This window comes from Paenisporosarcina sp. P4_B8, from assembly GCF_056402175.1.
The window spans coordinates 37668-52345 of the sequence record NZ_JBFUHX010000021.1; the positions used below are offsets into that span (position 1 = coordinate 37668).

Here is a 14678-nt window from a genome sequence, read left to right on the forward strand (position 1 = left end):
CAAATGTTAGAAAAAGATATTCAAGAAGTGTTGATTTCTGAAGAGCAGTTACAAACAAAAATTCGTGAACTAGGCGAAGAATTAACAGCTGATTACAGCGACAAGTTTCCACTTGCAATCGGTGTGCTAAAAGGTGCAATGCCTTTTATGGCGGACCTAATGAAACGTATGGATGTATACATGGAAATTGATTTCATGGACGTTTCCAGTTATGGAAATGCAACTGTTTCCTCAGGTGAAGTGAAAATCGTCAAGGACTTGAACACAAGTGTTGAAGGTCGTGATGTATTGATTCTAGAAGATATTATCGATAGCGGTTTGACTCTTAGCTATTTAGTGGATCTTTTCAAATATCGTAAAGCTAAATCGATTAAAGTGGTTACATTACTAGACAAACCTACAGGCCGTAAAGTGGATTTACAAGCAGATTACGTTGGTTTTATAGTGCCGGATGCGTTTGTAGTAGGATACGGATTGGACTACATGGAGAAATATCGTAACTTGCCTTACGTTGGTGTTTTAAAGAAAGAAGTTTACTCATTTTAAAAGAGCGGACGAAAATCTGTCACGAATTTAATATGGCATGTAAAAAGCAAGGCATATCGTTGTACCCTTTTTTCTGCGTATGATAAGATTATCAATAGTTTTTCTGTATATTTTGTGAGGAGGCTTGGGATGAATCGAATATTTCGATACACCATATTTTATTTATTAATTTTCCTCGTGATTATCGGGATTTTTGGTACGTTTAACAGCGGGAAAGAACCAACCAAAGAAATCGATTTAGGCGAGTTCATAACAGCGTTAGACAGTGGAGAAGTGAAAGAGTTTTCCATGCAGCCCGACCAAGGGGTTTATGAAATACGAGGCAAGATGAAGGATTATAAAGAAGACGAAGAATTCGTCACAAATATTCCTCCTGAAATGGAATCTCTTCATAAGAAAATTTCTGATGCCGCAGTAACAGAAGACGTAAAAATCTTGAAAGCACCTGAAACAAGTGGTTGGGTGCAATTCTTCACTGGCTTAATACCATTCATTATCATCTTCATCCTATTCTTCTTCCTGTTGAACCAAGCTCAGGGTGGCGGAAACCGTGTGATGAATTTCGGGAAAAGCAAAGCGAAATTATATGACAACGAAAAGAAAAAAGTACGTTTCAATGACGTAGCAGGTGCAGACGAAGAGAAACAAGAACTTGTTGAAGTGGTTGAATTCTTGAAAGACCCTCGCAAATTCGATGCTATCGGCGCGCGTATTCCAAAAGGGATTCTTCTTGTAGGTCCTCCGGGTACTGGTAAAACGTTGCTTGCTCGTGCAGTTGCAGGAGAAGCAGGCGTACCTTTCTTCTCAATCAGTGGTTCAGACTTTGTGGAAATGTTTGTTGGGGTCGGGGCATCTCGTGTGCGTGACCTTTTCGAAAATGCAAAGAAAAATGCACCATGTATCATCTTCATTGATGAGATTGATGCAGTAGGTCGTCAACGTGGAGCAGGTCTTGGTGGCGGTCACGATGAACGCGAACAAACCTTGAACCAGTTACTTGTTGAAATGGATGGTTTTGGTGCAAACGAAGGAATTATTATTATCGCTGCAACGAACCGCCCGGATATTCTAGATCCAGCTCTTCTTCGTCCAGGACGTTTTGACCGTCAAATCACGGTTGGTCGCCCGGATGTTAAAGGTCGTGAAGCAGTACTTCAAGTACATGCCCGCAATAAACCTTTAGATGAACATGTGGATTTAAAATCAATCGCACAACGTACACCAGGGTTTTCTGGTGCAGATTTAGAAAATCTATTAAACGAAGCGGCTTTAGTTGCTGCTCGTCGTAATAAGAAAAAAATAGATATGTCCGATATCGATGAAGCAACCGACCGTGTTATTGCAGGTCCTGCGAAAACGGGTAAAGTCATATCTGCAAAAGAACGTAATATTGTGGCCTACCACGAAGCTGGGCACGTTGTCATTGGATTGACATTGGATGACGCAGAAATTGTTCATAAAGTAACCATCGTTCCTCGTGGGCAAGCAGGCGGCTATGCCGTTATGTTGCCAAAAGAAGATCGTTACTTCATGACAAAGCCTGAGTTACTCGATAAGATTTCAGGTCTACTTGGTGGACGTGTAGCAGAAGATATTGTCTTCGGTGAAGTGTCGACAGGAGCTCACAATGACTTCCAACGTGCAACAAGCATTGCTAGAAGTATGGTAACGGAATACGGAATGAGTGATAAACTCGGACCGATGCAGTTTGGTCAAGCACAAGGCGGAAACGTCTTCTTAGGTCGTGACTTCAACTCTGAGCAAAACTATTCAGATGCGATTGCATACGAAATTGACCAAGAAATGCAAAGTATGATCAAAGAGCAGTACGCCCGCACAAAAGAAATTTTGACGGAAAAACGCGAATTGCTTGAGCTGATTGCGAAAACACTTCTTGAAGTGGAAACGCTTGATGCTGGTCAAATTCTACACTTGAAAGAACATGGTACTTTACCGGTTCGTCCGCATGAAGTTTCAAAAGATGAAGCTGCTGACAAAAAAGATGATGTAGAAACAAAGGTTGACGTAGTGACACCAGATGTTACGGGTGCACCAAACGATCCATCAATTGCTGATTTACCGAAGGAAGAACCGACGGTTGAACCTACAGGTGACATAAAAGAAGATCGTAAATAATAGAGAAAACACTTAGAGCTGATTGACCTCCCTTCGCGGAAGTCAATCAGCTTTTTTATGCACGATGAGTTATGGTATGATGACTTACAGAAAAGCGGAAAGCACCACTTTAGTTCCACAAATTTAAGCAACTTATTAATGGAATATGTGAGGTACAACAATGATACTTGTTTTAGATACGGGAAATACGAATATTGTTTTGGGTGTATATGATAAAGACCAGCTCATTCACCATTGGCGCATGGAAACCGATCGTTACAAAACGGAAGACGAATACGGCATGCAAGTGAAGGCGTTATTTAACCATGCGGGTATCGAATTTAGCCAAATTCATGGAATCATTATTTCTTCCGTTGTACCGCCCATCATGTTTTCATTAGAGCGAATGTGTCAAAAATACTTTGGCCTTAAACCGCTTGTGGTAGGTCCCGGAGTAAAAACGGGCTTAAATATTAAATACGAAAATCCTCGTGAAGTTGGAGCTGATCGTATTGTCAACGCAGTCGCGGCAATCGATGAATACGGCCCGCCACTGATTATTGTGGATTTCGGAACGGCTACAACCTATTGTTATATAAATGAAAAAGGCGAATATATGGGAGGTGCAATTGCACCTGGCATCGGGATTTCCACAGAAGCCCTATTCGCAAGAGCATCCAAATTGCCACGGATTGAATTGACTCAACCTGATAATGTTGTCGGGAAAAATACGATTTCGGCGATGCAAGCAGGTATTGTTTATGGCTATGTCGGTCAAGTTGAAGGTATCGTAAACCGTATTAAAGCACAAAGTAAGGAAGAACCGACAGTTATCGCAACGGGTGGATTGGCGAATTTAATTGCGGCAGAATCAACAGTAATTGACACGATAGATCCGTATTTGACATTAAAAGGATTGCACATAATATACAAACGTAACCAATAAGAAAAGAGGACATACAATGAGTGATTATTTAGTAAGAGCATTAGCATTTGATGGCAAAGTGCGGGCATTTTCTGTGCGTACAACCGTTACCGTAGGGGAGGCGCAACAACGCCACGCAACATGGCCGACTGCATCTGCTGCTCTTGGCCGTACAATGACGGCTGGTGTCATGATGGGTGCTATGCTTAAAGGTGAGGATAAACTTACGGTAAAAGTAGAAGGTAAAGGCCCGATTGGTGCCATTATTGTAGATAGCAATTCAAAAGGGGAAGTACGTGGATACGCATCGAATCCGCAAACTCACTTTGATTTAAATGAACATGGAAAACTTGATGTCCGTCGTGCGGTTGGCACTGACGGTATGTTGACGATTGTGAAAGATCTTGGACTTCGTGATTTCTTCACAGGTTCAGTTCCGATTGTGTCAGGTGAATTAGGTGAAGATTTCACGTATTACTTTGTAGCATCTGAACAAGTACCTTCTTCTGTTGGATTAGGTGTTTTAGTAAATCCGGATAACAGCATTCTGGCTGCTGGAGGGTTTATTATTCAGTTGATGCCTGGTATTGAAGATGAGACCATTACAATTATCGAAGAAAAATTGAGTTCAATGGAGCCCGTTTCGAAATTGATCGCAAAAGGGTTGTCTCCTGAAGAACTTCTACAAGAGATACTAGGGAAAGAAAATGTCCAAATTCTTGACCAAATGCCAGTTTCATTTGAATGTAACTGTTCAAAAGAGCGTTTCGGCACAGCCATTTTGGGGTTGGGAGAAGCTGAAATTCGAGAAATGATTGAAGAAGACGGAAGTGCAGAGGCGCAATGTCATTTCTGTATGGAAACGTATCACTATTCAAAAGAAGAACTGGAATCTTTTATCGATGAGATTAAATCATAATAATGATCGTCGTCCAATGGATGATCGACCTACTCAGAGGAGATTGAAAACAAAACCAGTACTTATCGTATTAGGTCTTTTACTGCTAGGTAATTTATTGTGGTTCATCGCATGGATGATTCCGAATCAAAAAACTGGTGGCGGTGAAGAAGTTGCATCCGTTGGTGGTGAGAAAATCACCCGTGAAGACTGGATGGTCGCAATGGAAGAACAGTACGGAAAAGAAACACTTCTTGAACTTGTAAATGGTAAAGTGATGGAAGCGGCAGCGGAGAAATACGAAATTGAAGTAACGGATAAAGAAGTAGATTTGGAAATTGCCTTGATTCGTTCTGCTCAGGATAGTACAAATTCACAAGTACATTCGCTCAATGACGATATGCAACGCAAACAAATGAGAGCGCAATTAATTTTAGATAAAGTGTTAACAAAAGATGTGGTAATTGAAGACGAACAAATTCAAACCTTTTACGATGAAAATCAGTCCCTGTATAATATCCCAACGACGTATCGGACGAGCTTGATTGTTTTGCAGTCTGAATCGGATGCACAGGAGACGGTAAAAGAACTTGAAAATGGTTCGTCCTTTGACGTGTTAGCTCGTGAACGTTCAGTTGACGTATCTTCAGCCAGCCTTGGTGGAGATATTGGCTTTATTTCGGAAGGTCAGGAGAATGTGGACTATTCAGTTGTAACGGCAGCTAGTAAACTGGAAGTAGAGCAATATAGTGACCCTGTTCCCCTATCCGATGGAAGGTACGGCATTGTGTATGTGCAAGATATCGCAAAAGGGCGAGCTTTTTCATATGATGATGTAAAAAATCAGATTAAGAGAGAGTTAGCTTTGGAGCAATTGCCACAATCTGTATCACCTGAAGCTTTCTGGAAAGAATTTGACACCGAATGGTTTTATGGTGAATAACATATACTTAAGCAGTTTTCTGATTCGTTCAGGGGGCTGCTTTTTGTTTGCGAAATGTCAGAAGAATTGGTAGAATTAAGGAAACGAAAACCAATTGAGTTACTAGGGATTAGGAGTGAGAAAATGACACGTGTGGGAAATTCAGTAGCTGATTTAGTGGGGAAAACCCCGATTGTGAAATTAAATCGTTTAACAGGACCTGAAGATGCAGAAGTCTATTTGAAGTTAGAATTCTTCAATCCAAGCAGTAGTGTGAAAGATCGCATTGCTCTTTCAATGGTAGAAGCGGCTGAACGTGATGGGAAATTAAAACAAGGTGACACGATTATCGAACCGACAAGCGGAAACACGGGAATCGGGCTGGCAATGATTGCAGCAGCAAAAGGCTACAAGTCCGTCCTTGTAATGCCTGAAACCATGAGTTTGGAACGACGCAATTTATTGCGTGCTTACGGTGCGGATTTAGTGCTGACTCCAGGACCGGACGGAATGAAGGGTGCTATTGCGAAAGCAACTGAACTGTCTGAAGAAAATGGTTGGTTTATGCCACAACAATTCAATAACTTTGCAAACCCGGAAGTGCATCGTTTAACAACAGGACCGGAAATTGTAGAAGCTATGGATCAACTGGATGCTTTCATTTCTGGTATTGGAACTGGCGGAACGATTACAGGTGCTGGTGAAGTGCTGAAAAAGAATTTCCCAGGCATTGAAATTGTAGCGGTTGAGCCAAGCGATTCAGCTGTTTTATCGGGTGGTCAACCAGGACCTCATAAAATCCAAGGAATTGGTGCCGGTTTTGTACCTGAAGTATTGAATACTGAAATATACGATTCTATCATTCAAGTCTCAAACGAAGATGCCTATGAAACTGCGCGTAAAGTGGCACGTGAAGAAGGAATTCTAGGTGGAGTTTCTTCAGGGGCAGCTGTATATGCGGCATTGGAAGTAGCACGCAAGCTCGGAAAAGGAAAAAAAGTATTAGCAATTCTTCCTTCGAACGGGGAACGTTATTTAAGTACACCATTATACCAATTTGATGAACAATAATAATGGCAGAGGAGAGAGCGGAGACGTTCTCTCTTTTTTGTGCCTAATAAAGTATCAACTTATATTAAAAACTTCCATTCTTTCATGAATCCTGGCATAAAGGAAACCATCCTTTCAGCACCGGTGTCGAGCTAAAGTGGCACTTTACGCTTTTATTGTGGCTTTCAATAGGTCTTTCACGATAAGATGAAAGCGATAATTGTTTTTCAGGGGGAGACCGAACATGCGTGATGTTCAACTACAAACAACTACGATTTCTTTAAATAAAGATGAATTTTACTATGCCTATAAAGAATTAACGCAACATGAATCCTACCACATTTTGATGGAAAGCGGCCGTGGAGGGCACTACAGCGTTGCTTCCTGGAATCCACTTGCAGTCGTTGAATCAACGGAAGATGGATTACGCATTGAATGGCGTGATGGAAAGGTGGAAGTGCGGCAAGGAGAAGCGTTGCAATTGGTCGAGGAATTGGTAGCTGAATATCAATTTGCACATATTGACGAGCTGCCGGATTTCCAAGGTGGTGCAGCGGGGTTCATTACGTACGATTATGCTCGTCAAATCGAAGTGTTGCCTAACGAGACAGAGGATGACTTGCAAATTCCAGATCTGTACTTCTATTTACTCGACCAATGGGCGGTATTGGATATTGAAAAAGAACGTGTGCACGTTATGCATTTGCCAACCGTTTCAGTCGATTTGCAAGTTGAAAGTAACAAGTGGTTGGAAGCTGCAAAAAAAGGCATCGCTTCCAGGATGTTTTCACCAGGTGCAGCAACCGAAGTGCTGGAAGATCATACTGAACTGCATGTGTCGATGACAGGCCTTGCTTTTGAAGAAGCTGTGCGTCGCATTCAAACATACATCGGACAAGGGGATGTATTCCAGGTCAACTTATCTGTACGCCAGTCGAAAGCGTTGTCCGTTTCACCGGTGACATACTACGAGGCATTGCGTTCTTTTAATCCCTCACCTTATATGGCGTTCATCCAATCGCCTGAATTTGCGGTTGTGTCAGGATCACCGGAATTACTGGTGAAGAAAAAAGGAGACGAGCTGTCGACACGTCCAATTGCTGGAACGCGTCCTCGCGGTAAGAACGAACAAGAAGACGAGCTTCTTGCAAAGGAATTGATCGATAACGAAAAAGAACGTGCAGAACACGTGATGCTAGTGGATTTAGAACGCAATGATTTAGGACGAGTGTCTGCGTACGGTTCTGTGGAAGTAAACGAGTTTATGGTCATTGAAAAGTATTCGCACGTGATGCATATCGTCTCGAATGTTCGAGGAACACTTGCTGAGAATACGTCAAATACGGAAGTAATCCGAGCGGTGTTCCCTGGAGGAACCATCACGGGAGCACCAAAAATCCGCACAATGGAAATCATCGAAGAACTTGAACCGGTACGACGTGGTTTATATACGGGATCGATCGGGTGGCTTGGTTATACAGGAGATTTGGAATTCAATATCGTCATCCGTACAGCATTTGTACAGGATGGCTTGGCACATATACAAGCAGGAGCTGGAATAGTTATTGATTCTAGTCCTGAAAACGAATATATCGAATCGCTAAACAAAGCAAAAGCGCTTTGGCAAGCAAAAGCAATGGCGGAAGGAGTGGGCAATAAATGATTTTAATGATTGATAACTACGATTCTTTCACTTATAACTTGGTCCAGTATTTCGGTGAACTCGGCGAAGAGTTACTTGTTAAACGAAATAACGAATTGACCATGACGGATATTGAATCGTTAAATCCGCAAATGATTGTTGTCTCTCCAGGACCATGTACACCAAATGATGCAGGCGTCAGTTTAGAAGTCATTACGCATTTTGCCGGTAAAATTCCGATTTTCGGTGTGTGCCTTGGCCATCAATCCATTGGACAAGCGTTCGGAGGCAATGTCATTCGTGCAGAACGTTTAATGCACGGCAAAACTTCCCCAGTTCATCACGATGGAAAAGGTGTAAATACGGGGATGCCCAATCCATTTACAGCGACGCGCTATCATTCCTTGATTGTTGAAAAAGAATCTCTTCCTGATTGTCTCGAAGTGACTTCTTGGACTGCAGAAGGTGAAATAATGGGGCTTCGTCATCGTGAATATGCAGTCGAAGGTGTCCAGTATCACCCAGAATCCATCATGACGGAAGCGGGTAAACAATTGCTTCGTAATTTCATTGAGACGTATTGCCATTCGGCAAAGAAGCAGGAAGCGTAATGTGGGCTTGGATGAATGGGGAATTTGTAAAAGCGGAAGAGCTACGTATTTCTCCTTTTGACCATGGCTTCCTCTACGGCTTAGGTTTTTTTGAAACATTCCGTACGTATGGTGGAGAGCCTTTTTTGCTTGAAGAGCATTTGAAGCGGTTGCAACTTGCGCTCGATGAATTTCGAATGACAATAAAATTAGATATAGGCACGCTGACATCGGTTATTCAAGAGTTGAACGAGCGCAGTGGCGGAGAAGATGGCTATTTCCGCATGAACGTTTCAGCCGGTGTGCATGATATCGGTTTAGCGCCAGCAGAGTATGAAAAACCGACGTTAATTTTATTTAGAAAAGCACTGCCGCCGATGACGCGAGGAAAAGAAAAGTCGGCGGTATGGTTGGAAACGCATCGGAATACACCGGAAAGTGGAATGCGTCACAAATCACATCATTATGCCAACAACGTCCGTGCTCGCTTGGAACTTCCTTCACTAGCTGAGAAGGAAGGTTTCTTTTTGACGGAAGATGGACATGTTGCAGAAGGCATTACCTCCAATATTTTCTGGGTTCAAGAAGGTGTACTTTATACTCCCTCACTGGAGACAGGCATATTAGCGGGAATTACGCGTGACTGGGTGTTGCGAAAAGCAACTGCACTCGACTTGCATGTAGAACAAGGGCTATTTACTCCAGATAGGCTAGAAGCGGCCAGTGAAGTATTTGTTTCAAATGCGGTACAAGAATTGGTACCAATTCGCCAACTGGGGTCAAGAAGTTTTGATGGAAAAGATGGGTTAATCTATACGCAGTTACATCAACTGTATGCAAAACAAGTGGAACGGGTAAACAAGGAGCGATTTGAGTGAATTTAACACATTACACAAAACAGTTCGAAGTGAATGGGATGGTATTTGATTTTCATAACGAAACGATTGTCATGGGAATACTGAATGTGACACCGGATTCTTTTTCGGATGGTGGACGTTTTAACGCTATAGAAGAAGCAATTATTCATGCGAAAAAAATGGTGGCTGATGGAGCGAAAATAATTGATATCGGTGGGGAATCAACACGCCCGGGTCATGATGCCGTAAGTGAAGAAGAAGAAATTTCACGTGTTATTCCTGTAATCGAAGCGTTGGTGCGTGAACTGGATGTGGCTATTTCGATTGATACGTATAAAGCGAAAGTTGCGGAAGCTGCCATCCTTGCTGGCGCTCATATTATCAATGACGTGTGGGGAGCGAAACGTGAACCCGCAATTGCCGAAGTGGCGGCAAGACTTGGCGTGCCGATTTTATTGATGCACAATCGTGATAACACGGAATACGCAAATTTCTGGCCGGATGTACGTAAGGATCTGGAGGAAAGTGTGCAAATAGCTAAAGACGCAGGCGTTCCTGATGAACAAATTTGGTTAGATCCCGGCATTGGATTTGGGAAAACGACCGAACAAAACATATGGATGATGCAGCATTTACAAGAAGTAGTGGAAATGGGATATCCCGTGCTGCTTGGTACATCCCGTAAGTCCATGGTTGGCAACATTTTAAATTTGCCTGTTGAGGAACGTTTGGAAGGAACCGCAGCAACCGTTTCCTTCGGTATCATACATGGATGTCATATGATGCGTGTACATGACGTGAAAGAAATCGTTCGTACAGTACGCATGATGGATGTATTGACTGGTAAACAACCATACATAGAACGTTAAGGGGCGAAATAAATGGATTATATTCATGTGAACGATATGGAATTTTGGGGCTATCACGGTGTGTTTGCTGAAGAAACGAAACTCGGTCAACGATTCCGTGTAACCTTATCATTGGCAGTGGACTTACAGGCAGCTGGTCAAACGGACAATCTTGAGGAAACCGTTAACTATGCAGAGGCATTCTTTGTTTGCCAAAAGATTGTAGAGGGTGAACCTGTGAAGCTTGTGGAAACGGTGGCAGAGCGAATCTCACAAGAAATTTTGACGAAGTTTGAAGGAATTGTAAAAGGTTGCAAAGTGATGTTGATTAAACCTGATCCCCCGATTCCTGGACATTACCGTTCGGTAGCTGTTGAAATTACGCGAGGTACATATGTATGAATACCGCCTATCTTTCATTAGGGTCGAATTTAGGTAATCGTTTCGAGATGTTGCAAGATGCGGTTAAAATGCTGCAAATGGAGAACAATTTAGAAGTCACCGCAGTGTCGTCGGTTTATGAGACGGACCCAGTCGGTTATACAGAGCAAGCATCGTTTTTAAATATCGTCGTTGAAATCAAGAGTCCTTTAACTGCAGATGAAATCCTTCTTATTTGCCTGGAAACCGAGCAGACTCTAGGGAGAATTCGTGAATTTCGTTGGGGGCCAAGATGCATAGACCTTGACATTTTGCTCTATAATGATGAAAATATAGTGTCAGAGAAACTGACTGTCCCTCATCCACGAATGCATGAACGAGGGTTTGTTCTCGTTCCGTTGATGGAATTATTGCCTGAAGGCATACATCCAGGAACTGGTGTGTCTTTTCGCGAGTATGCAGAAGGACAGAAAGAAGGCGTTCACGTATGGAAAACAATCGATGGGGTAGACGCATTCGTGCGTTTAGAAAACTAAAAGCGATGAAGCAACTCGACTTTGCCAAACAAATTGGAATGTCGACATCTATTTTAGGGCAAATCGAGCGTGGAACTCGAGTACCAACACAACAACAACTAGAAACAATGGCATCCGTGCTGAATATAGAGGTAGAAGAGTTAATGGGTGAAACGAATTCATAAGAAAGGAGGATGAACAATGAATAAAATGAGTGAAAAGCCATTTCAAATCGGTAAACACGTAATGGATAACCGTGTAGTATTGGCGCCAATGGCAGGTATTTGCAACTCGGCATTCCGATTGACCGTTAAAGAATTTGGCGCAGGACTTGTTTATGCTGAGATGATCAGCGATAAAGGAATCGTGCATAAAAACGAAAAAACAATGAACATGCTATACATCGATGACAGAGAAAATCCGTTGTCATTACAAATTTTCGGCGGTGACAAAGAAACACTTGTTGAAGCTGCCAAATATGTGGATCAAAACACAACTGCTGATATTATCGATATCAATATGGGTTGCCCAGTTTCAAAAATCATTCGATGTGAAGCGGGAGCTAAGCTATTGCTTGAACCAGAAAAGATTTACGAGATGGTTGCGGCGGTTGTAGATAACGTGAAGAAACCCGTGAGTGTGAAAATGCGTACTGGCTGGGATCTAGATCATTTATACGCAGTTCAAAATGCACAAGCAGTTGAACGTGCGGGTGGTTCAGCTGTAGCTGTTCACGGACGTACACGTGTGCAAATGTATGAAGGTTATGCTGATTGGGATATCATTCGCCAAGTAAAAGAAAACGTCAACATTCCGGTTATCGGTAATGGTGATGTTGAAACACCTCAAGATGCGAAGCGTATGCTAGAGGAAACTGGCGTTGATGGTGTTATGATTGGTCGCGCAGCTTTAGGTGACCCTTGGATGATTTATCGCACGGTAGAATATTTGGAGTCTGGTGAGTTAAAGCCAGAACCATCTGTTCGTGAGAAAATGGATGTCTGCTTACTTCACTTCGAACGTTTAGTGGCACTTAAAGGTGAATACGTTGCCGTTCGAGAAATGCGTAAACATGCTTCATGGTACTTAAAAGGCATCCGTGGAAACGGAAAAGCTCGTAACTTGATTAACCAAACTGAATCCGCACAAGAGTTCCGTGCATTCATCAACAACTTTGCAGATGAGCAAATGGCTTTAGGTCGTGAACTTGAAACAAGCGTTATGTAAAACATGTTATTAGAGCTGTCACTTTTGGTGATAGCTCTTTTATATATAGAAATAATTTTTCAGAATTATGGAAATTCAAAGAGATTTTTCCGAAATATCAATAAAGACGTGAAGACGTATGTGAAATTGTGTACAATAGGTTCATTATGAATGGCTAACCGGAGCTATCAAAAGAAAAGGGAGTGAAATGAACATGTCTCATTTAGATGAATTAAACGATCAACTTTTGGTGAGACGCCAAAAGATGACTTCTATAAGTGAAAGTGGACTTGATCCATTTGGTGGACGTTTCGAACGTTCGCATTTATCCGAAGGTATCCGCAAGGAGTTCGATCAATTTTCAAAAGAACAATTAGATGAAGAGCCAAAAGAAGTAACAATTGCCGGAAGAATCATGACGAAGCGCGGAAAAGGGAAAGCTGGATTCGCTCACCTTCAAGACTTCGATGGACAAATCCAAATCTATGTACGCAAAGATGCAATTGGTGAAGAAGCTTACCATTTGTTTACGACTGCTGACCTAGGAGATATCGTGGGTGTTCGTGGCACAGTTTTCCGTACACAGGTTGGAGAACTTTCAGTTAAAGCGACTGAATTTACATTCTTAACGAAAGCACTTCGTCCGATGCCTGAAAAATTCCATGGCTTAAAAGACGTGGAGCAACGATACCGTCAACGTTACTTAGATTTGATTACAAGCCAAGATAGCAAACATACATTTATTACACGTAGCCGTATCATCCAATCGATGCGTCGTTATTTGGATGGACAAGGTTTCCTTGAAGTTGAAACGCCACTTATGCATGCAATTGCGGGTGGAGCAGCAGCTCGTCCATTCATTACACACCATAATGCATTGGACATGACTTTATATATGCGCATCGCAATCGAGCTTCACTTGAAACGTTTAATCGTCGGTGGGCTTGAAAAAGTGTATGAAATCGGCCGCGTATTCCGAAACGAAGGAATCTCAACGCGTCACAACCCTGAGTTCACTATGCTTGAGTTATATGAAGCATACGCTGATTACCGTGATATCATGGCGTTGACTGAAAATGTAATCGCACATGTTGCTCAAGATGTCCTGGGAACAACGAAAGTAATGTATGGGGAAGATGAAATTGATTTATCTCCAGGCTGGAAACGTCTGCACATGGCAGATGCAGTCAAAGAAGCTACTGGAGTAGACTTCTGGGCAGAGATGACAAAAGAACAAGCACACGCTTTTGCGAAAGAGCACGGGGTAGATGTGAAACCTTCTATGGAAGTGGGACATGTTCTTAACGAGTTCTTCGAACAAAAAGTGGAAGAGTCATTAGTTCAACCTACTTTCATTTATGGGCATCCAGTGGAGATCTCTCCATTGGCTAAGAAAAATCCTGAAGACGGTCGCTTTACAGATCGTTTTGAGTTATTCATTGTTCGTCGTGAGCATGCAAATGCCTTTACGGAATTAAATGACCCAATCGATCAACGCGAACGCTTTGAAGCGCAGCTTGTTGAAAAAGAAGCGGGTAATGATGAAGCGCATGAAATGGACGACGACTTTATCGAAGCGCTGGAATACGGAATGCCGCCAACAGGTGGGCTGGGAATCGGGATTGATCGTTTAATTATGTTGTTAACGAATTCTCCTTCGATTCGTGATGTACTGTTATTCCCACAAATGCGTCATCGTGATTAAGTAAACAATACAAGAAAGAAGTCGGGTTACGTCCCGGCTTCTTTTTTTGTTTTCAATGAAAAATCAGGGGCCTATTATTTTAATAATCTTTTAATTTTAAAAAGACTTGTGCACCCTTTTGTATGGTGGTATAGTAATCAAGTCGCCAAAACGAGCGGCAAACAAAAAAGAAAAAGCAAAACTTTTTGTTGACATGACAATCTGGATTTGCTAAGATATAAAAGTTGCTGTCGCGAGAGTGACCAACGAAATGAACCTTGAAAACTGAACAGCAAAACGTCAACAATAAAGCGGAACACACTTCGGTGTGGGAAGCAAAACTTGAACTTAATTGTTCATTTTAAAACGTCATTAATTTGACGCCAGCAACAAAGTCGAGCTAATCGACTCACCTATTATGGAGAGTTTGATCCTGGCTCAGGACGAACGCTGGCGGCGTGCCTAATACATGCAAGTCGAGCGGAATGATGAAGAAGCT

The 14678-nt window shown here is 42.2% G+C and carries 15 protein-coding genes and 1 rRNA gene; all 16 read left to right on the plus strand.

The features are described from left to right. Positions 1–3 precede the first annotated feature (3 nt). Positions 4–546 carry a hypoxanthine phosphoribosyltransferase gene (hpt, locus tag AC1DSK_RS15560; RefSeq protein ID WP_477548494.1) on the plus strand — a complete coding sequence of 181 codons (543 nt, stop codon included), beginning with the start codon at positions 4–6 and terminating at the stop codon, positions 544–546. Positions 547–675: 129 nt separating this feature from the next. Further along, positions 676–2682 (plus strand): ATP-dependent zinc metalloprotease FtsH, encoded by a 2007-nt coding sequence (gene ftsH, locus AC1DSK_RS15565; RefSeq protein WP_477548495.1) that lies wholly within the window; start codon positions 676–678, stop codon positions 2680–2682. Between the two features lie 160 nt (positions 2683–2842). Then, the gene (locus AC1DSK_RS15570; protein WP_477548496.1) at positions 2843–3607 is read left to right on the plus strand and encodes a type III pantothenate kinase; all 765 of its coding nucleotides are present in this window, start codon (positions 2843–2845) and stop codon (positions 3605–3607) included. A gap of 16 nt (positions 3608–3623) precedes the next feature. Next, positions 3624–4505 carry an Hsp33 family molecular chaperone HslO gene (gene hslO, locus AC1DSK_RS15575; RefSeq protein WP_477531809.1) on the plus strand — a complete coding sequence of 294 codons (882 nt, stop codon included), beginning with the start codon at positions 3624–3626 and terminating at the stop codon, positions 4503–4505. Further along, positions 4489–5427, plus strand: coding sequence for a peptidyl-prolyl cis-trans isomerase (locus AC1DSK_RS15580; protein ID WP_477548497.1), 939 nt, complete (start codon positions 4489–4491; stop codon positions 5425–5427). Before hslO ends, AC1DSK_RS15580 begins: the two co-directional genes overlap by 17 nt. A 123-nt stretch (positions 5428–5550) precedes the next feature. Continuing rightward, complete coding sequence (gene cysK / locus AC1DSK_RS15585) at positions 5551–6477, plus strand: cysteine synthase A (protein WP_477548506.1); 927 nt, start codon at positions 5551–5553, stop codon at positions 6475–6477. Positions 6478–6700: 223 nt separating this feature from the next. Further along, the gene (locus tag AC1DSK_RS15590) at positions 6701–8119 is read left to right on the plus strand and encodes an anthranilate synthase component I family protein (protein WP_477548498.1); all 1419 of its coding nucleotides are present in this window, start codon (positions 6701–6703) and stop codon (positions 8117–8119) included. Beyond that, entirely contained in the window at positions 8116–8709 is a 594-nt protein-coding gene (gene pabA, locus AC1DSK_RS15595; protein ID WP_477548499.1) for an aminodeoxychorismate/anthranilate synthase component II, read from the plus strand. Before AC1DSK_RS15590 ends, pabA begins: the two co-directional genes overlap by 4 nt. After that, a complete protein-coding gene (gene pabC / locus AC1DSK_RS15600; RefSeq protein ID WP_477548507.1) occupies positions 8709–9566 on the plus strand; it encodes an aminodeoxychorismate lyase in 858 nt (285 codons plus the stop codon). The genes pabA and pabC overlap by 1 nt, the downstream gene beginning before the upstream one ends. Further along, positions 9563–10414: a dihydropteroate synthase gene (gene folP, locus AC1DSK_RS15605; RefSeq protein ID WP_477548500.1), complete on the plus strand. Its 852-nt coding sequence runs from the start codon at positions 9563–9565 to the stop codon at positions 10412–10414. The genes pabC and folP overlap by 4 nt, the downstream gene beginning before the upstream one ends. A 12-nt stretch (positions 10415–10426) precedes the next feature. Next, complete coding sequence (gene folB, locus AC1DSK_RS15610) at positions 10427–10795, plus strand: dihydroneopterin aldolase (protein ID WP_477548501.1); 369 nt, start codon at positions 10427–10429, stop codon at positions 10793–10795. After that, complete coding sequence (gene folK / locus AC1DSK_RS15615; RefSeq protein ID WP_477548502.1) at positions 10792–11310, plus strand: 2-amino-4-hydroxy-6-hydroxymethyldihydropteridine diphosphokinase; 519 nt, start codon at positions 10792–10794, stop codon at positions 11308–11310. The genes folB and folK overlap by 4 nt, the downstream gene beginning before the upstream one ends. Next, on the plus strand, positions 11262–11474 hold the full coding sequence (locus AC1DSK_RS15620; protein ID WP_016429927.1) for a helix-turn-helix domain-containing protein: 213 nt from the start codon (positions 11262–11264) through the stop codon (positions 11472–11474). Before folK ends, AC1DSK_RS15620 begins: the two co-directional genes overlap by 49 nt. Positions 11475–11490: 16 nt before the next feature. Then, the gene (gene dusB, locus AC1DSK_RS15625) at positions 11491–12516 is read left to right on the plus strand and encodes a tRNA dihydrouridine synthase DusB (protein WP_477548503.1); all 1026 of its coding nucleotides are present in this window, start codon (positions 11491–11493) and stop codon (positions 12514–12516) included. Between the two features lie 193 nt (positions 12517–12709). After that, the gene (gene lysS / locus AC1DSK_RS15630) at positions 12710–14200 is read left to right on the plus strand and encodes a lysine--tRNA ligase (protein WP_477548504.1); all 1491 of its coding nucleotides are present in this window, start codon (positions 12710–12712) and stop codon (positions 14198–14200) included. Between the two features lie 394 nt (positions 14201–14594). Beyond that, a 16S ribosomal RNA gene (locus AC1DSK_RS15635) occupies positions 14595–14678 on the plus strand; the annotation flags it as partial.

Coding starts and splice junctions, on each gene's coding strand:
- lysS (WP_477548504.1), top strand. CDS start 12,710: ATGTCTCATTTAGATGAATTAAACGATCAACTTTTGGTGAGACGCCAA.
- cysK (WP_477548506.1), top strand. CDS start 5,551: ATGACACGTGTGGGAAATTCAGTAGCTGATTTAGTGGGGAAAACCCCG.
- AC1DSK_RS15580 (WP_477548497.1), top strand. CDS start 4,489: ATGAGATTAAATCATAATAATGATCGTCGTCCAATGGATGATCGACCT.
- pabA (WP_477548499.1), top strand. CDS start 8,116: ATGATTTTAATGATTGATAACTACGATTCTTTCACTTATAACTTGGTC.
- hslO (WP_477531809.1), top strand. CDS start 3,624: ATGAGTGATTATTTAGTAAGAGCATTAGCATTTGATGGCAAAGTGCGG.
- ftsH (WP_477548495.1), top strand. CDS start 676: ATGAATCGAATATTTCGATACACCATATTTTATTTATTAATTTTCCTC.
- folB (WP_477548501.1), top strand. CDS start 10,427: ATGGATTATATTCATGTGAACGATATGGAATTTTGGGGCTATCACGGT.
- folK (WP_477548502.1), top strand. CDS start 10,792: ATGAATACCGCCTATCTTTCATTAGGGTCGAATTTAGGTAATCGTTTC.
- AC1DSK_RS15570 (WP_477548496.1), top strand. CDS start 2,843: ATGATACTTGTTTTAGATACGGGAAATACGAATATTGTTTTGGGTGTA.
- hpt (WP_477548494.1), top strand. CDS start 4: ATGTTAGAAAAAGATATTCAAGAAGTGTTGATTTCTGAAGAGCAGTTA.
- AC1DSK_RS15590 (WP_477548498.1), top strand. CDS start 6,701: ATGCGTGATGTTCAACTACAAACAACTACGATTTCTTTAAATAAAGAT.
- dusB (WP_477548503.1), top strand. CDS start 11,491: ATGAATAAAATGAGTGAAAAGCCATTTCAAATCGGTAAACACGTAATG.
- AC1DSK_RS15620 (WP_016429927.1), top strand. CDS start 11,262: ATGGAAAACAATCGATGGGGTAGACGCATTCGTGCGTTTAGAAAACTA.
- pabC (WP_477548507.1), top strand. CDS start 8,709: ATGTGGGCTTGGATGAATGGGGAATTTGTAAAAGCGGAAGAGCTACGT.